This is a genomic window from Oligosphaera ethanolica (assembly GCF_030814695.1).
Classification (GTDB): Bacteria; Verrucomicrobiota; Lentisphaeria; order Oligosphaerales; family Oligosphaeraceae; genus Oligosphaera; species Oligosphaera ethanolica.
In genome coordinates this window covers 4,500,766-4,515,896 of the sequence record NZ_JAUSVL010000001.1, presented here as the reverse complement: position 1 = coordinate 4,515,896, position 15,131 = coordinate 4,500,766, and the positions used below count along the sequence as shown (strand labels likewise).

The following is a 15,131-nucleotide window of genomic DNA, read 5'->3' as shown; positions in this document are numbered from 1 at the left end:
GTATGTCCCCGCCTCACGGCTTCAGTTCGTCTTCGGATAAGCCCAGTTGACGTGCCTTTTTCTGTAGCCAGGCCAGCTCCACACGAAGACGGTCGACTTCATCGTGTGCAGCAGCTGCCTCTGTTTTCGACCTCTTGCCACGATGGCTACGACCAGCTCCGCTACTAAACACTGCGGTGGCAGATGCTTGCATCTGCTCTTTCCACTGACTGACTTCCTGGGGCCGCACGCCATACTCAAGGGCAAGCTCAGCCAGCGTCTTTTCCCCTTTGAGCGCGGCCATGGCGACTTTGGCCTTGAACTCAGATGTATAATCGCGCTCCTTATTGTCCATGGGTATAACCTTCTGATGTGTGGCTAAGCATTGTGGCGTGCTCTACGACTTTGTTGAAATTCCAGCGAGAAGACTGTAGCCGCCTATTTTTTGGGGGGCAACACGTGGAAGAAGCGTTATTGCTGCAGCCACCAGAGTTGGCGCCAGCTGCAGCCGCCGTAGTTTCCCTGTGCCTCGCCAGGCGTACTGCGGCCGTTGACGACGTATTGGGTAAGCAGATCCTGCAGATCGGCGACGACTTCCGGGTACTCGGCCAGGCGGTTGCGCCGCTCGCCGACATCGTCCTGCAGGTCATAGAGCTGCATTGGCGGCAGCCCTTCGCATTCCTTGCCGGGTCGCGGCGAACTCCAGCCGCCGGATCCCGGACACATCTCAAGCTTCCAGCGGCCTTTGCGAATGGAAAAAGATCCATCAATGGAGTGGTGCACAGTCGCTTCGCGCAGGCTTCGGTCAAGGGGCTGACCGCGCCACAGCGGCAGATTGCTGACACTGTCCTCGCCAGCGTCAGCCGGCAGTTTTTCGCCGAGGATATCCGCGCATGTAGCCAGCAGATCAACGAGACACACCGTGTCATCGCAACGCTGTCCGGGGGCGATGGTGTCGGGCCAGCGCACAATCAAGGGCACGCGATGGCCGCCTTCGTAGATGTCGGCCTTGTGGCCGCGGAAATGGTAGCTGGGGAAATGCCCCGCGGCGGCGAGTTCCTGCAGGTCCGCCATAGGCGCGCAGCCGTTGTCGGACGCGAATATCAGCACGGTGTTGTCGCGCAGGCCGAGGCGGTCGATGCTGTCGGCGATCTCGCCGACCACGGCATCCACCTGCAGGCAGAAATCACCATAGGCGTTAGTGCCAGAACAGCCTCGGAATAGCTCGGCAGGGAGTATCGGCGTATGCGGTGCCGGTAGCGGAAAATAGAGAAAGAATGGCTGTGCGCCGGCGGCCTGTTTTTCCAGCCATTGCACCGCGCGACGACAGAGCGTGGGCAGTACCTCGGCGTGTTCAAAATCCGGCGCGATGGGCCCTTCGCGCCAGAATGCCTTGCCGCTGCAACCCGGCGTATCACGGTCCGGGATGGCCGTCGCCCGGTCATTTTCGACATAGACGTAGGGCGGCATATCCAGCGACGCGCTGATGCCGAAGAAGCTATCGAAGCCACGCGCGGTGGGCCCGTCCGTAATGGCCTGGCTGAAATCGACGGGGCTGTCAGCGCTGCCATTCTCGCGCTGCCAGGACCAGCCCAGGTGCCATTTGCCGAAGCAGGCCGTAGCGTAGCCATGGCTCTTTAGGAAGGACGCGACGGTCATGCGCCCCGCTTCGATCACCGGCCGATCGTAACCAAAGGTCACGCCTTCCTTGAGCCACGACCGCCAGTTGTAACGGCCGGTGAGGAGGCTGTAGCGCGACGGCGTACACACCGCCGAACTGGCATGAGCGTCGCTAAACGCCATGCCCGCGCCAGCCAGGCGGTCCAGGCACGGCGTGCGGATCTTGCCCGCGGGATTGAGGCAGGACACGTCGCCATAGCCCATGTCGTCGGCCAGGATAAATACCACGTTGGGGCGTTTGCTGCTCATGGCGCTACTCCCTGATTATTGCTGCCGGTCCCCGGCGCTGCGCGGCGCCGCGCGGTCAGTCCTTGTCTTTGTTCTTGTCGCGGATGTCGTACATGGCCAAGACATTGCCGCGGCGGATGTACAAACGGCCGCTGCTGACCACCGGATGCGACCAGTGTTCTTTGGCGCCGAGGCGGAACTGGAAGGAACTTATAATGTCCAGTTTGGCGGGATTGGGCCGCGCCAGGGCGACCGTGCCGCGCTTCTCTTCGTACATAATCAGCAGGTCGTCATCCAGAGCGATGATGGAGCCCTTGCCGAGGTTATCCCACGGCGTATCGTACAAGGTCTTGCCGGTAGCCCAGTCCACGCAGGCCCAAGTGCCGCTGCTGTTATTCAGCCAAGTCGAGCTGTAGATCTTGCCGTCCACCAGCACGGCGCCACCGTGGTGCGGGTCCAGTATCTCGTTGGTCCACACCATCTTGGCGCTGTTGCCATTGGGGGCGATCTCGAACATCAGCGCCGGGTCGTTATAGCCGCTGATCACCAGCACGCGATTGTCCTCCAGCAGCACGTTGTTGCAGTTGATGTCGTTGCGACCCTTGCTGCCCTCGGCGCTCGCCGGCATTTTCCAGCGGATGGCGCCGTTCCGGATGTCCACGCCGAAGACATTCTTGCCGCTAACTTGGATGAGCTGATCTTTCCACTGCACCGGCGCGGCGTAGCTGCTGCTGTCGCCCATCGGCTCAGCTTCCCAAATGACCTTGCCGCTCAGGCGATGAAACGCCACCATGGACGCCTTGCGGCCGCCGGGGCTGACAAACACCTTGTCGTCCACCACCACCGGCGATTCGGCATAGCCCCAGTTGCCAGGACGACCTTCGTAGGTCCCGCTGACATCCTGCCGCCATAGCACCTTGCCGTCCTTCTCCGCCACACACAGTAGCGTACCGCCGCCCGTATGCACGTAGATCAGACCTTCGCCACGCGCAGCGCCAGGAACCACCGTCGGCGTACTTCGGGCGCTGGAATGGGATTTTGCCCACACCGGCCCGGTCTTGACTTGCCAGATCACCTCACCCTTGCGCCCCAGATGCGTGAGCGTCTCCATCGTCGGGTCCGACGGGTCCGTGCCGTTGATAAAGACACGGCGGCTGACCACCGCCGGCGACCCCCAGCCCGCCCCCAGGCCATCGTAAACCCACACGGGCTCCAAACCGCCCTCCGGCCAGCTTTTGAGAACGTCGTCAGCGTCATAGCGCCCCTGGCGATTCTCGCCACGGAAGCTCAGAACGTCGTCAGCATACACACTCCACGGCAAGGCACACAACGCGGCAGTAAGAATGGCTTTGCATAGATGTTTCATAGGCAGTTTTCTTTCTGGTTGAGGGGTGGCTTTTGGGTTCAGGAGGCAATTACGATACACGATTCGTGATGCGGCGCACAAGGACCAACACTTCCATGACCACGCCCACTGACCACAACAGCACGAGCAGGGACAGGACCAGGAAGACAAGGCGCAAAGATAGGGCGCTGAACAGCGCCAAAATGCCCAGCAGGATCAGCGACAGCGCCAGGCTGGCGCCCAGCAAGACCAGCTGCTCAACAAAAAATATGGCGGCAAGGCGGTGGTTTGCAAAACCCATTTCCGCCAGCAGAACGATTTCATCCCGGCGTTCTTCCATGGCCCGTGCCAAGGCCAACGCCATAGCGCCAACACCAAGCAGCAAGGCCAACACGCCCAGCGCTAGAAACAGCAACAGATAGCGGTTCTGAATGGCGTCAAAGCGCGCCATGCGTTCGCGGCTGCTCTCCAGGCTGACGCCGTGGTCCGCTAGCGCCGCCGTCAGCGCCGGCAGATCGGCATCGGCACGCAGCAGCCACATGGCCGCGCCGTGCTCATCGGGAAACAGCCGCTGGAAAGTGTCCGCCCCAACCACAATGCCGCCTTGGAAAACCGACCCGGCAAAGGCGTGTTCAAGGACGACGCTGCCGCCAGCGTATTCCAGGCTGTCGCCGAGGCGGGCCTTGAGAATCCACTGCAGCACACCGCGATCGGCGGCGGCGCCAGCGGGCGTCAGTTTTGGCGCGTTCTCGCCCAGGCACTGCAGAGGCACGCCAAAGACATTTGGGGTGCTGACCCGGCTGAGGTTACTGCAGTCAGCCGGACTGGCAAGGTGCACGCGTATGGGCAGCACCTTGCCGCTGTCCTGACCCGGCAACGGCCCCGTAAAAGGCAGTGCCGTACTGAGCAGCCACTGGTAGCCGAAGCCCTCTTCGCCACGCGTGCGAATGGCATTGGCGCCGACAGCAAGAGTGAGCGTAATGCCCAGCGTCAGCAAAGCCACCAGCGGCCGGCTCTGGGACTGCCGCCGGCAGACAGTCCGCCAGGACAGATCGGCGATGCCGCTCATAGGCCGCGACCACTGGCGCCGCCAAAACGCCGGCCGCCCTTCCCGCCACAACAGCAGCAGCAGCGCGCCCAGGCCCAACAACGCCGATGCGGCGAAAGCACCGGCAATGGACGACGTTTCGCAGCGCCATATCATCCGGCTTAGGCCGTACAAGTCGCCCCACACCCAGCCGAGCACCTGCAGAAGCAGTGCACTGACGGCCATGCCAGCCAGCACGCCCAGCGCGCTGCCAAGGACTAGCGCCAGCCCCAGCTCCACCGCCAGCTCCCAGCGCAGCCAGTTCGCCGGAAAGCCCAAGGCCGCAAAGAGCTCGCTTTCGCCATGCCGCTCCAGCAGCTGCAGGCGCAGCATCAGCATCAGCACCAGCAAGGCCGACGCCATCACCAGCGAACTCAGGCCGAGAAACAGCGCGGCGAAGTCCACGCCGGCAAGCGCGTTGGCGAGGGCATCCGCCCGCGGCTCAAAGCAATGCAGCAGGCCCGGCTCATCGCGCAGCAAGGCCGTCAGCCGGACGCGCAGCACATCCTCCTCGGCCCCGGCGGGAAACAACAGGCCACTGAGAGCATCGGCGCCAAAGAGCTCCTGAGCGCGACTGAGCGCGATGTACGCTTTGGGTTTGGCGCCATGCTCGCGCCAGTACGCCTCGTCGTCATCGCGGATGCGCTTGAGGTCCACCGGCAAGGGTGCGTCCCATTGCGAGCAGCTCGCCGAGTCCGTCAGGCCGGGTATGTCCGCGCTCAAGGCGCGCGTGATGGCGCGGTCATCAACCAGCCGCAGACGCGCAAAGGACGCGTCGCTAACCATGATGTCCCGAAACGCGCCGGTCTGGAAATAACGCAAGCGCGCCGGCCCCGCGCCGGGCTGCAAGCCGAGCTGCGCAGGCAACCAGCACTCGTCCGCCGGTATCGGCATCAGCCCCTCCGGCACACCCGCGATGAAGCTGTAGACCAAACTGGCCGCATCGTCAGCCAACTCGGCAAAAAACCAGCTGAGCACGGGTTGGGCTTCCGGAAAGGCCGGCGCGACGAACTCCGGCAAGAAGTAGCGCCGACTTTTGAGGATTGGTCGGCCGCCCATATCGGCAAAGAAGAGGCCGAGGTCCTCAGGCGTCAGCGCATTCTGCAACTCGTGCTGCAACGCATCGGCGCTTTTTTCGCTGACGGCGAGATTGCCGCCGTTCGCGCATTCCAGACTGCTGGCCAGGTACGACCGCCGCAGAAAGAGATTGAGCGGGGCGTTCTGGCTGTCCTCCAGCGAAAAATCCCGGAACGGCGTCGGCAACAGGCCTTTCAGATTGACCCGCAGCTGACGGATCCGGCCAGGTCGGCCGGGCATGCTCTCCGCAGCGATTTCGGGCATGGTCTGCACGCGTATGACCAGGTCGCCGGCAGCGGTGGCCGCCTCGCCACCGAGGAAATCCAGCAGGGCTTGGTTGGCCAAGGCCTCGCGGTCAGCCAGGCCGGCGGCGGCCTGGTCGTCAAGACCATAGACCGCAATCGCTCTGGCCCGACCAGCCGCTGTCTGCACGAAGCCGCGCGTGTGCAGAATCGCCCCCGGCGCCAGACGGACGCCGTCCCACTGCGCGACCGACCGCACCCCTGCCAGGCGCTGTTCGACGCGCTGCCGCAACGTCCACTCCACCGAATCGCCCAGGTACAGCGCCGTGCTTATTACCCCAGACACCAGCATGGCGCCAAGCACCAGCAGCAGGCACTGCCGGCCATAATATCGCACATTGCGGATGAAGAGGGTAAATCGGGTCATAAGTTGAGTAAAAAAGACTTGGGATAAGGAGCTGTTCGATAATAACATTTACAACTATACCCACGGCCGCTGAAGGCGTCTATCCTCGCGAAAGCAGCCTGCAAGGGTGCGATAGTGCAAGCAAGAAAAGTGAGTTCCATTGCCCCTTTGGCCCCAGTCAGCTTCGCCGACTGGGGCCAAAGGGGCCTAGGAACACGAACATTGTCGCCGTTATACCCAGGGCGGCGCACGCTTTCAGCGTGCTTGCCCTGGGCTGGTATGTTTCGCGCTTTCAGCGCTTCTGCCGCTTCGCGGCGAGGGAAATATTGACCGATGGCAAGGCATTTCGGCAAAGAGCGTTTGCGTTGACCAATGGCACGGCATTTCGGCAAAGAGCGTTTGCATTGAAAAGTGTAAACGTAATTAATGAACGACTCCTAAGTGATTAGTTGACAAAGGTCTAAAAGGAATAATATGAACTGTGACACCGTGGGCTCCTCTTTTAGCAGCCCCGGAGGGGCTTCTTCATCGTAGCCCCGGCCGTAGGCCGGGGGACAACGCCGTTACCTTCAGTGCCCTGTAAGGGCACCTCAAGGACAGTCCCGCAATGCATGATGATTGTTGTTGAAATGCCCTGCCAGGGCATACGTTTTATTGCTTCTCATTCCCCGGGCCGCGCCCGGGGCTACGTTGACGGCGCCCCGCCAGGGCGCCCGGGGGCTTCTGTTTGCTGCTATTCGCTCCTATTTTCCCCTATTTTCTGCCATCGTCCTGGCGGAGGACGACCTGTTCTTTCATGAAATTCATGGCCTGGCGGCTGTGGGTGGCCATGACAATGGTCACGCCTTCGTCGCGGTTAATCTGCTGAAACAGCGCCAGGAGCTGCTCCACGCGCGCCGCATCAAGCTGGCCAGTCGGCTCGTCGGCCAGCAACAGCGTCGGCCGCAGGATCAAAGCCCGCGCCAGCGCCACCCGCTGGCATTCGCCACCGGACATCTCACCAGGGAAAAATGTCTCGCGTGGCGACATGCCCACAGCCGCGAGGAGCCGCCGGGCCTCGTCGCAAAAGTCGCTGGCCTTGCGTGCGGTCTTCTCCGCCAGGGTCGGCAGCAACACATTCTCCAGCGCGGTGAGTTGCGGTAGCAGCCGGTGTTCCTGGTAAACAAAACCGATGTTCTGCCGGCGGAAGCGCCGGGCGGCCTCACCACGCAGGGCGGTGACATCCTGGCCATTGACGACGATGCTGCCCGCGCTGGGCGTTTCCAGCGCGGCGATCAGGCGCAGCAGCGTGGTCTTGCCGCTGCCGGATGGCCCGACCAAGGCGACGCTGCCGCCGTCCGGCACACTGAAACACAGGTTGCTAAACAGCTGCACATCGCCGCCGGCATGCGAAAAAACTTTGGCCAAGTGTTTGACTTCGAGTGCCATGGGGTCAGTCCTTGTCGTTTCCGCCGCCGCTCAGCACCGTGCGCACAAATGCCGGGGGCAGTTCTAGTCGCCAGACGCCGCCGTGGTCATCGGCGAAGGCAATGACGCCCTCAGCGGCGACAGGCGCGTTCTCCACGTCGCATTGAAAGTCTTCCAGCGGCAACGTGTCATACTTGTGCACGGCCGGAAAGAGATAGAGTTTGCCGCGTTTGCTCAGGCCGCAGGCCACGTCGGCGCTGAATGCCGCCAGCGGCGCCAGCCGCAGGTCAGCCGGTAGGCGTTTTTGCTCTTGCCCGCTCTCGCGGTCAAAGACCGCCACCTCGCCGGCGGATGAGCAGGTCAGCACGGCGTTTTTGAGCAACAGCGGCGCCGACGTCGCGTCGCCGCCGGTAGCGCTGCGCCAGCGGGTGCTCATGGTCGCGCCGTCCACGCAGAGCAAATCACCGTCGTGAGTAAGCAGGTAACAGTGGCCGTCGGCATAGACCACGCTGGCGGGGATGGGCGATTCCAAGTCGATCTCCGCCAGGACGCTGCCATCAGCGGCACTGATTTTGCGCAAGACGCCATCGCAGTTGCCCAAGAATATCCATCCTTGCTCTTCATCCAGCGTCGCGCTGCCGTGGATGAAGCCCTTGGTCTCGCAACGCCAGCGCACGCCGCCATCGGCGGCCGCCAAAGCGTAAAGCACCTGGTCGTAGGAGCCAACAAGGATCAGGTCGCGCCAGGCCACGACTGCGCCCATGATCTTCCCGTCCGTCTTGAAGCGCCAGAGGATCGTCCCGTCAGCAGCAAAACAGTGCAGGACGCCGTCTTCGTCGCCGACAAAATAACGATCGTCAACGCGCCGCACCGCGCTAGTAATGGCGAAATCACTTAGCTTCAGATAGATACCATCGCCGCGCATGAAGAACACCCGGCCATCGGCGGTACCGACGACGACCTCGTCGGCAATGAGCGCAGGCGGCCCCAGCACCTGGCCGGTCTGGACGCTCTGCACCCGCATGCGCGCCGCGTCATCGCCCGCACTGCCCCCATCGGCAGCCGGCCGGCAAGACGACAATAGCAGACTGACGGAAATGACTGCTAAAACAACGATTTTCGTTGTCACTAATTTACTGCAGTTCAACATATTGATGGTCATTCAACGCCGTCCTTTCCGGCGGCTTTGGCCATGTGCAGCGCGCCGACGGGGCAGATGTCCGCCAGCGCCCGTGCGGAAGCCGTGTCACAGACTGCATCATCCCAGGCGACGCCGAGGGCGGCGGCGACATGGGTGCGCACACCGCGTTGCTGGAAGCCCATGGGCAGGCCCAGTTGCGCGGCCAGGCCCACGCAGCGGCCGCAGAGCACGCACTTGTCCGGCTCAATCACCAGCCCGCTGGCCAACTCAACACGCTCATTGGTCAATTGCGGCCGATGGCGTTTTTTGGCGCCATAGCGCTTAACCAGATCCAGAAGCACGCAACTCTGGCGTTTGGCGCAGCTGCCGCAACGGAAATCATGGCGGTTCAACAGCAACTCCAGTGCCCGGCGGCGGAAGCGCGCCACCCGCTCGCAGTCGCTCTCGTAGGCGTGACCGGCAACGGCCCTGGTCTCGCAGGCCGGCACAAAACGGCTGAGCTGCAAATCGTATACCGCGCAGACCATGCAGCGCGCCTGCGGCTGGCATTCCCCGTGGTGGCACAGTGTCGGCAGCGACACGCCGGCGTGTTGGGCATGCGACAAAATGGTCCCGCCAGTAACGAAGGGCAGCTCGCGGCCATCCAGCACAATCACCGCGTGCGATACACTCGCCGGTGAGGACGGGGGCAAGGACGATGAGGATGATGCAGCGGCAATCGCTTCCGGAGCCGCTGCCGCCGGCGTTGCCACCGCCGCGGCATTGACCGTCGCCGCGCGCACGGCTATGGCGTGCTGTGGGCAGATGTCCCGGCAGACGCCGCATTTCACGCAGCGTTCCTGGTCGATGACGTGTTTTTCCAAGGGCGCGAAGGCAATGGCGTCGGCCGCGCAGTGCTGCGCGCACTTGGTGCAGCCAATGCAGTCGTCGCCGATCTCGAACTGCGTGAGCTCCACGCATTTGCCTGCCGGACACTGTCCAGCCAGGTGGGCGACAAATTCCGCGCGGAAGTAGCGCAGAGCAGTCAGCACGACATTGGGCGCCGTGCGGCCGAGACCGCAGAGCGAGCCGCGCTGGATGTCTTCGGCCAGGGCCTGGATCTCGTCCAGAAATGCCTCCGGGTGCGGGCTGTCGCTCTTGCGGGTCAGTTCTTCGACCATGTCGCAGAGCTGGTTGAGGCCCTCGCGGCAGAACGTGCATTTACCGCAGGATTCGTCGCGCACGAAGCGGAGGAAGTACGCGGCGATATCGACGATGCAGTCCCGTTCATCAAGCACGACCAGCCCGCCCGACCCCATGATGGCGCCGGCCTGGGTGAGCGCCTCGTAGTCCACCGGCAGGTCCAGCAGTGCTTCGGGCAGACAGCCGCCGGAGGGGCCGCCGATAAGCACGGCTTTGAAGTCATGGCCATCAGCAACGCCACCACCGATCGCGAAGACCAGCTCCCGCAGGGAGATGCCCATGGGCACTTCGATCAGTCCACCGCGCTGGATTTTGCCAGCCAGCGCAAAGGTCTTGCTGCCGGCGGAATGGCTCGTGCCCAGGGCGGCGAATGCCGCCGGGCCATGCCGCATGATCCAGGGCACGCAGGCAAAAGTCTCCACGTTGTTGATCAGCGTGGGCAGGCCATTGAGGCCCGCGTGGGTGGGAAACGGCGGCCGCGCGCGCGGTATGCCCGGAAAGCCCTCGATGGACGCCAGCAACGCCGTTTCTTCACCGCAGACGAAGGCGCCGGCACCCGTGAACAGCCTGAGTTGGAAATCCCCACCCAAAAGGCGCAAAAGGCCCTCGGCTTCACAGCAGGCAATGGCCTTTTCCAGAATACGAATGGCCTGGGCGTACTCCTCGCGAATGTACATGATGGCCATTTTCGCTGGCAACAGCGCCGCAGCGATGAGCATGCCCTCAATGACCCGGTAGGGGAATGACTCCAGCAGCATGCGGTCCATGAATGCCCCGGGATCGCCCTCGTCGGCATTGCAGATGAGCACTTTACAGTCGCCAGGCGCGTCGTGCGCCAGACGCCATTTCATGCCCGTCGGGAAACCGCCGCCACCGCGACCACGCAGCCCAGATTGCACCAGGCGGTCAATCACCTCGTCCGGCGACTGCGCCAGGCTCTGTATAAAGGCTTCGAAACCGCCGTGGCGGCGGTACTCGGCGAGATCGGCTGGGGAATTTTCCGCGCTGCCCTCGGTGACCACGCGGCACTGTTTTTCAGCGAAGGCGTCCGGCTTGCTTTCCTGGCAGGGACAGCGGTCGCCGCGGTAGATTGCGTCAATAGCGCCATGGGCTTGCCAGCGCCATTTGGCCAGAGCCCCGTCGGGACTGAAATGGCCGTGGAGGATGGCCGGGACATCCGCCGGTTGCACCCGGTTGTAATGAAAGGTCATGCCGGCGGCGGCTACCGTCAGCTGCACCGCCGAGTAAGACTGGCCCGTGCAGCTGACGTCCTTGAGGCGCACCTGGAGGCCATGCGCCGAAATGTCCTCAGAAAGCGCCGCCCAGACGGCCCCCGCACCCGATGCCCGGCACGACGAACAACGGCAGACGCGGATCTCCGCCGCGTCCGCCGCCGTCACCGCAGCCGCGACGGCGCGGGGCTTGCGCGCCTGCTCCGCAAGAAAATCGCGGATGACCTGCTCGACATCGGCGGGCTCGACCCAGCCGTAGATGTGGTCGTCAATCTGCACGGCCACTGCCAGCATGCAGCAGCCCAGGCAGGCGACTTTATCGACCGTGAAGAGCCGGTCGGCGTCGGTGTCGTTCGTGCCCGTGATCCCCAGAGCGCGGCGAAACGCGGCGTAGACCCTCTCGGCGCCTTTGACATGACAGGCCGCGCCAACGCAGACGTTGATGCGGTGACGCCCCTGCGGCTGCAACCGAAAGCGCGAAAAGAAGGTCGCCACGGCAGAAATGCGCGCCATGGACAGGCCGCTCGCAGCCGCATAGCGCTGCATGGCGGCCAGCGGCAGATAGCCGTGTTCGCGCTGCAGGGCATTCAGTGTCGGCAAGAGCTCATGGACCATTGGCGGCCTCCAGGCAGACAAGCTCGTTGTCCATGCTGCGGATAATGAGCCGCTGCTGCGCAAACGCCGGCGTCGCCAGCACTTTTTTGCCGATCTCGTAGCGACCCACAACCTTGAAGCTCTCCCGTGATGGCTCGACTACCAGCAGCAAGCCATCCATGTTCACCGCGACAATCCGGCCGTCAACAAGCACCGGCGACGCATAAAAGCCGTTGTCAAAATTCTCCTCGTAGAGTTCCTCGCCGTTCTTGGCATCAAGAGTGATAACGCTGCCACCGCTGGTGAAGAGGTACATGACGCCGGCGGCGACCACCGGCGAGGCCACGTCAGGCATAGGCACGTTGTCGTTGCGCCAGAGTATGTCGCCGCTGTCGGCAGCGAAAGCCGCGGCCAGGGCGCCGCTGTTGGCAAAGTAAAATGTGCCGTCGGCGGCGACAGCCGAACAGGCCACTTCGCCCCCCATGCCGGAATTTTCCCACAGCAGGCGGCCGCTGGCCAGGTCGAAGCCGCCGGCCTTGCGGTTGCCGGCGACGAAAATCACCTGCCGTTGCTCGTCGGCCAGCAGCACCGGGCTGGACCACGACGACGCGGCCTGCCATGGCGTCGCCCAGCGGTCTTTGCCCGTCGTCACGTCCAGGCAGTACAAAGTCTGTTCTTCTTCCATGTCGTACTGCACAATCAGGTCCGGTCCGGCCAGCAGGAGCGACGACGCGTAGCCGTAGAGTATCTTCGGTTCAGGCAGGCTGCGTTCCCAGAGCACCGCGCCCTCGTGATCCGTGCAGAGGACCTGCCCGGTGGCAAAAACGGCATAGGCGCGCTGGCCATCGACAGCCATGGTCGGCGCCGCGTAGCCCGTGTCGGCAGTGACCTCCGGCACGACCGCCGGCGCCCCGGCGGCCACGCGCCACAATAACGCGCCGTCGGCCAGGCTGAAGCAGAAGATCGCCCGCTCGCGACGATCCGCGCCCGACACAAAAATGCGGTCGCCCCAGACCACCGGCGAATTATAGCCCGTCAGCGGCACTTTGCTCGCCCAGGCGCGCTGCAGCCGGAAATGCGGCGGCAGGCGATTCGCATTGGGCACTAGCGACCCGCGGAAGCCCGGCCAATGCCCCGCACCCGCCGCCAGGGCCGCCGGTAGAGCCAGCGGCGGCGCCGCCGCCGGCACGGCGATGGTTGGCGTGGCGACCAGGACCGCGACCGTTCCTAATTCCCCAGCGCCACCAACCTCACCCATTGCGTCGCCAACAGCAGTGGCGGCGTTTTGCCGCGTGGCCCGCCAGGCGAGCAAGCCCAGGCAAAGCAGCAGCGCGACGCTGGCGGCGGTGGCCAGCTGCAAACGGCGCAGCTGCAGCGAGCGCTCCTTGCTGTCGTCAGCGGGCCGCTTGAGTTCCACGGGTGCCGACAACGTCATCGCCACGGCGCAAACGGCGAGAATCAGCAGCGCGCAGCCGCCCAGGCCAATCCCCAGACGCAGGCGCCGTTCGTTGCTGAAGTAGCCATCGCGATAAAGATAATCGAGATCGCGGACGACTTTCAGCGCCGCCTCGTCATCCGGCAGGCTCTTGACCTGCTCGCGCATGGTCGTCAGCACCGCGTCGGCTTCCAGCAGCAACACGTGGTTGCGCCGCTGTTCGCTGACGACCAGCGCCGTCAGCAGCAGCAGAAATGCCGCGGCGATGCCGGCGGCGTTGCGCGCCAACAAATAGATCAGTGGTCGGTCTTTTCTCATGCGTCAGATTTTGCCGCAGACGGGCAGGCCTTTCTAAGTTTCACGGTCATGTGTTCCACGGGGCAGACATCGTAGCAGCGACCGCAGGCCACGCAGAGGCCCGCGTCCACTTCGTAGGTCCGTCCCGGCGAGCGGCGACGACTCAAGGCCATCAGTTCGAGCATCATGGCCAAGCCGACGATCGCACCGGAGATGGTCAGGCCTATGCGCATCCGCCGGCGCTGTTGCGCAACGCTGTCGCGCAACTCGCTCAGCGGCCGACCTGATGACGCAAAGGCCACGGTGGCATCACTGCGCAGATTCCCGTCAAGGCTCTGCAGCAACTTCACGTCGTGATGCACAGCGCACAGCGGTCCGGCAAGGCTGTAGCCAGCCCAAGCGCAGAGGATAATCACGTAGGGTGTCAACGCCAGCAGCCAGCCCAGGCGCCGTCGCCCCTGCTCAGGACTCTCCGCAGCCTTCAGTGGCTCCGGCGCGACGATCGCGCCGTTGGGGCAGCTCTGCTCGCACAACCGGCAGGAAATACAGTCGCCGCCGGTGATGGCGATCTTCCGCGGTGCCGCCAGCGCGCAAAGCCGCAGCAGCACGCCGTAGGGGCACATGTAGCGGCAGTAGGGCCGGCAAACAAAAACGCCGAGTAAAATCATCAGGCCGGCGACGGCCAGATGCGTCCACGATACGCCGAAACTGAAGATCACGAAGTACGGATCGCCATGACAGAGATGAAAGCCCCCGCCGCTGGCCGCCGTTACGCCACCAACCAGGAGTAGCGCCAACGCGAGCTGCCGGCCAATACGGTCCAGCCACAACGGCACCTGCAAGGTCTTGAAATGCAACAGCTCCTGCATCGCCCCCAGCGGACAGCCGCCCATGCAGAAAAGCCGGCCGTAATACAAGGCCACCGCCAAAGGCAGCACAAACAGCAGCAGCACGCCCAAAGTCAGCGGATAATCCGTAAACCACCCGGCGAGCACATTTTGGACCATGCCCACCGGACAGGGGCAGGCCGAAAACACAAAACCCAGCAGCAACAACGACAGCGCCGACAGCAGCAGCAGCACCCGCCGGGACCGCCAGCGATACGCCGCCAAGCCCGTGAACAACAGCAGGATAGCCAACACCGCCAGTCGCAGGTAGATGTCGTCGGCGACCTGCGTTTCAAGGTTTATCGCCGGCTCGACGTAGTCCTCGAAGTCCGGCCGCGGAAATCGCATTTGCGCAAAGAAAATCATGTGGCCGGCTCCTTTGGAGCGTGTTTGTAGAGGTAGGGCTGATCGTGGGGCACGCGCACAAAGGCCTGGCTCGGGCAGGCCATCGCGATGCCGCACTGGTTGCAGTTGACGCAGAGGTCCCGGCGCACCTGCAAAAACAGCGACCCGTTGCCAAAGTCCGCGCAGCCCTTGACGCAGCGCCCGCAGCCATTGCAGAGCTGCTCGTCAATGGTGTACTCGAAGTAGGGCCCTTCCACATAGCGGCGCTTCAGCGCGCCCGTCGGGCAGCGCTGATTTTCCGCGCCGGTATCCAGCTGCCGATACTGATTATGAAAGAAGCCGCTGCAGAATTCGCAGTAGCCGCAGCTGGCGTACTGATGGACGCATTTGACCGCGGAGGGTTTCAACACACACTCCGTTGCACAGCGACCACACTGGATACACTTTTTGGGATCAATCTGCCATAGCAGCGGCCCGCCCGCGCTTTTGCCACGCCGCAGCCAACCGACAAAGGGCAGCGCCAACAGCACCGCCAGGGCTTTTTGGAAGAAATCGCGTCGTTCCATA

Annotated in this window: 10 protein-coding genes; all 10 read right to left on the bottom strand. The window is 63.5% G+C overall.

All coding sequences use genetic code 11. The features are described from left to right. Positions 1–13 precede the first annotated feature (13 nt). The 10 genes from J3R75_RS15865 to J3R75_RS15820 all read right to left on the bottom strand — a co-directional run bounded on the left by J3R75_RS15865 (position 14) and on the right by J3R75_RS15820 (position 15,130). Positions 14–334 (bottom strand): transposase, encoded by a 321-nt coding sequence (locus J3R75_RS15865; RefSeq protein ID WP_307263556.1) that lies wholly within the window; start codon positions 332–334, stop codon positions 14–16. A 116-nt stretch (positions 335–450) separates the two neighbouring features. Next, a complete protein-coding gene (locus J3R75_RS15860; protein ID WP_307263553.1) occupies positions 451–1,908 on the bottom strand; it encodes a sulfatase family protein in 1,458 nt (485 codons plus the stop codon). A gap of 55 nt (positions 1,909–1,963) precedes the next feature. Next, entirely contained in the window at positions 1,964–3,253 is a 1,290-nt protein-coding gene (locus J3R75_RS15855; RefSeq protein WP_307263551.1) for an outer membrane protein assembly factor BamB family protein, read from the bottom strand. A gap of 49 nt (positions 3,254–3,302) precedes the next feature. Next, complete coding sequence (locus tag J3R75_RS15850; protein WP_307263549.1) at positions 3,303–6,065, bottom strand: FtsX-like permease family protein; 2,763 nt, start codon at positions 6,063–6,065, stop codon at positions 3,303–3,305. Between the two features lie 732 nt (positions 6,066–6,797). Further along, a complete protein-coding gene (locus J3R75_RS15845; RefSeq protein WP_307263545.1) occupies positions 6,798–7,472 on the bottom strand; it encodes an ABC transporter ATP-binding protein in 675 nt (224 codons plus the stop codon). Positions 7,473–7,476: 4 nt separating this feature from the next. After that, on the bottom strand, positions 7,477–8,613 hold the full coding sequence (locus tag J3R75_RS15840) for a PQQ-binding-like beta-propeller repeat protein (RefSeq protein ID WP_307263543.1): 1,137 nt from the start codon (positions 8,611–8,613) through the stop codon (positions 7,477–7,479). Beyond that, positions 8,610–11,621: an NAD(P)H-dependent oxidoreductase subunit E gene (locus tag J3R75_RS15835; protein ID WP_307263540.1), complete on the bottom strand. Its 3,012-nt coding sequence runs from the start codon at positions 11,619–11,621 to the stop codon at positions 8,610–8,612. The genes J3R75_RS15840 and J3R75_RS15835 overlap by 4 nt, the downstream gene beginning before the upstream one ends. After that, positions 11,611–13,353: an outer membrane protein assembly factor BamB family protein gene (locus J3R75_RS15830; protein WP_307263538.1), complete on the bottom strand. Its 1,743-nt coding sequence runs from the start codon at positions 13,351–13,353 to the stop codon at positions 11,611–11,613. Before J3R75_RS15830 ends, J3R75_RS15835 begins: the two co-directional genes overlap by 11 nt. Beyond that, complete coding sequence (locus tag J3R75_RS15825) at positions 13,350–14,585, bottom strand: 4Fe-4S binding protein (RefSeq protein ID WP_307263536.1); 1,236 nt, start codon at positions 14,583–14,585, stop codon at positions 13,350–13,352. The genes J3R75_RS15830 and J3R75_RS15825 overlap by 4 nt, the downstream gene beginning before the upstream one ends. Continuing rightward, positions 14,582–15,130, bottom strand: coding sequence for a 4Fe-4S binding protein (locus J3R75_RS15820; protein WP_307263534.1), 549 nt, complete (start codon positions 15,128–15,130; stop codon positions 14,582–14,584). The genes J3R75_RS15825 and J3R75_RS15820 overlap by 4 nt, the downstream gene beginning before the upstream one ends. Between the last annotated feature and the right edge of the window lies 1 nt (position 15,131).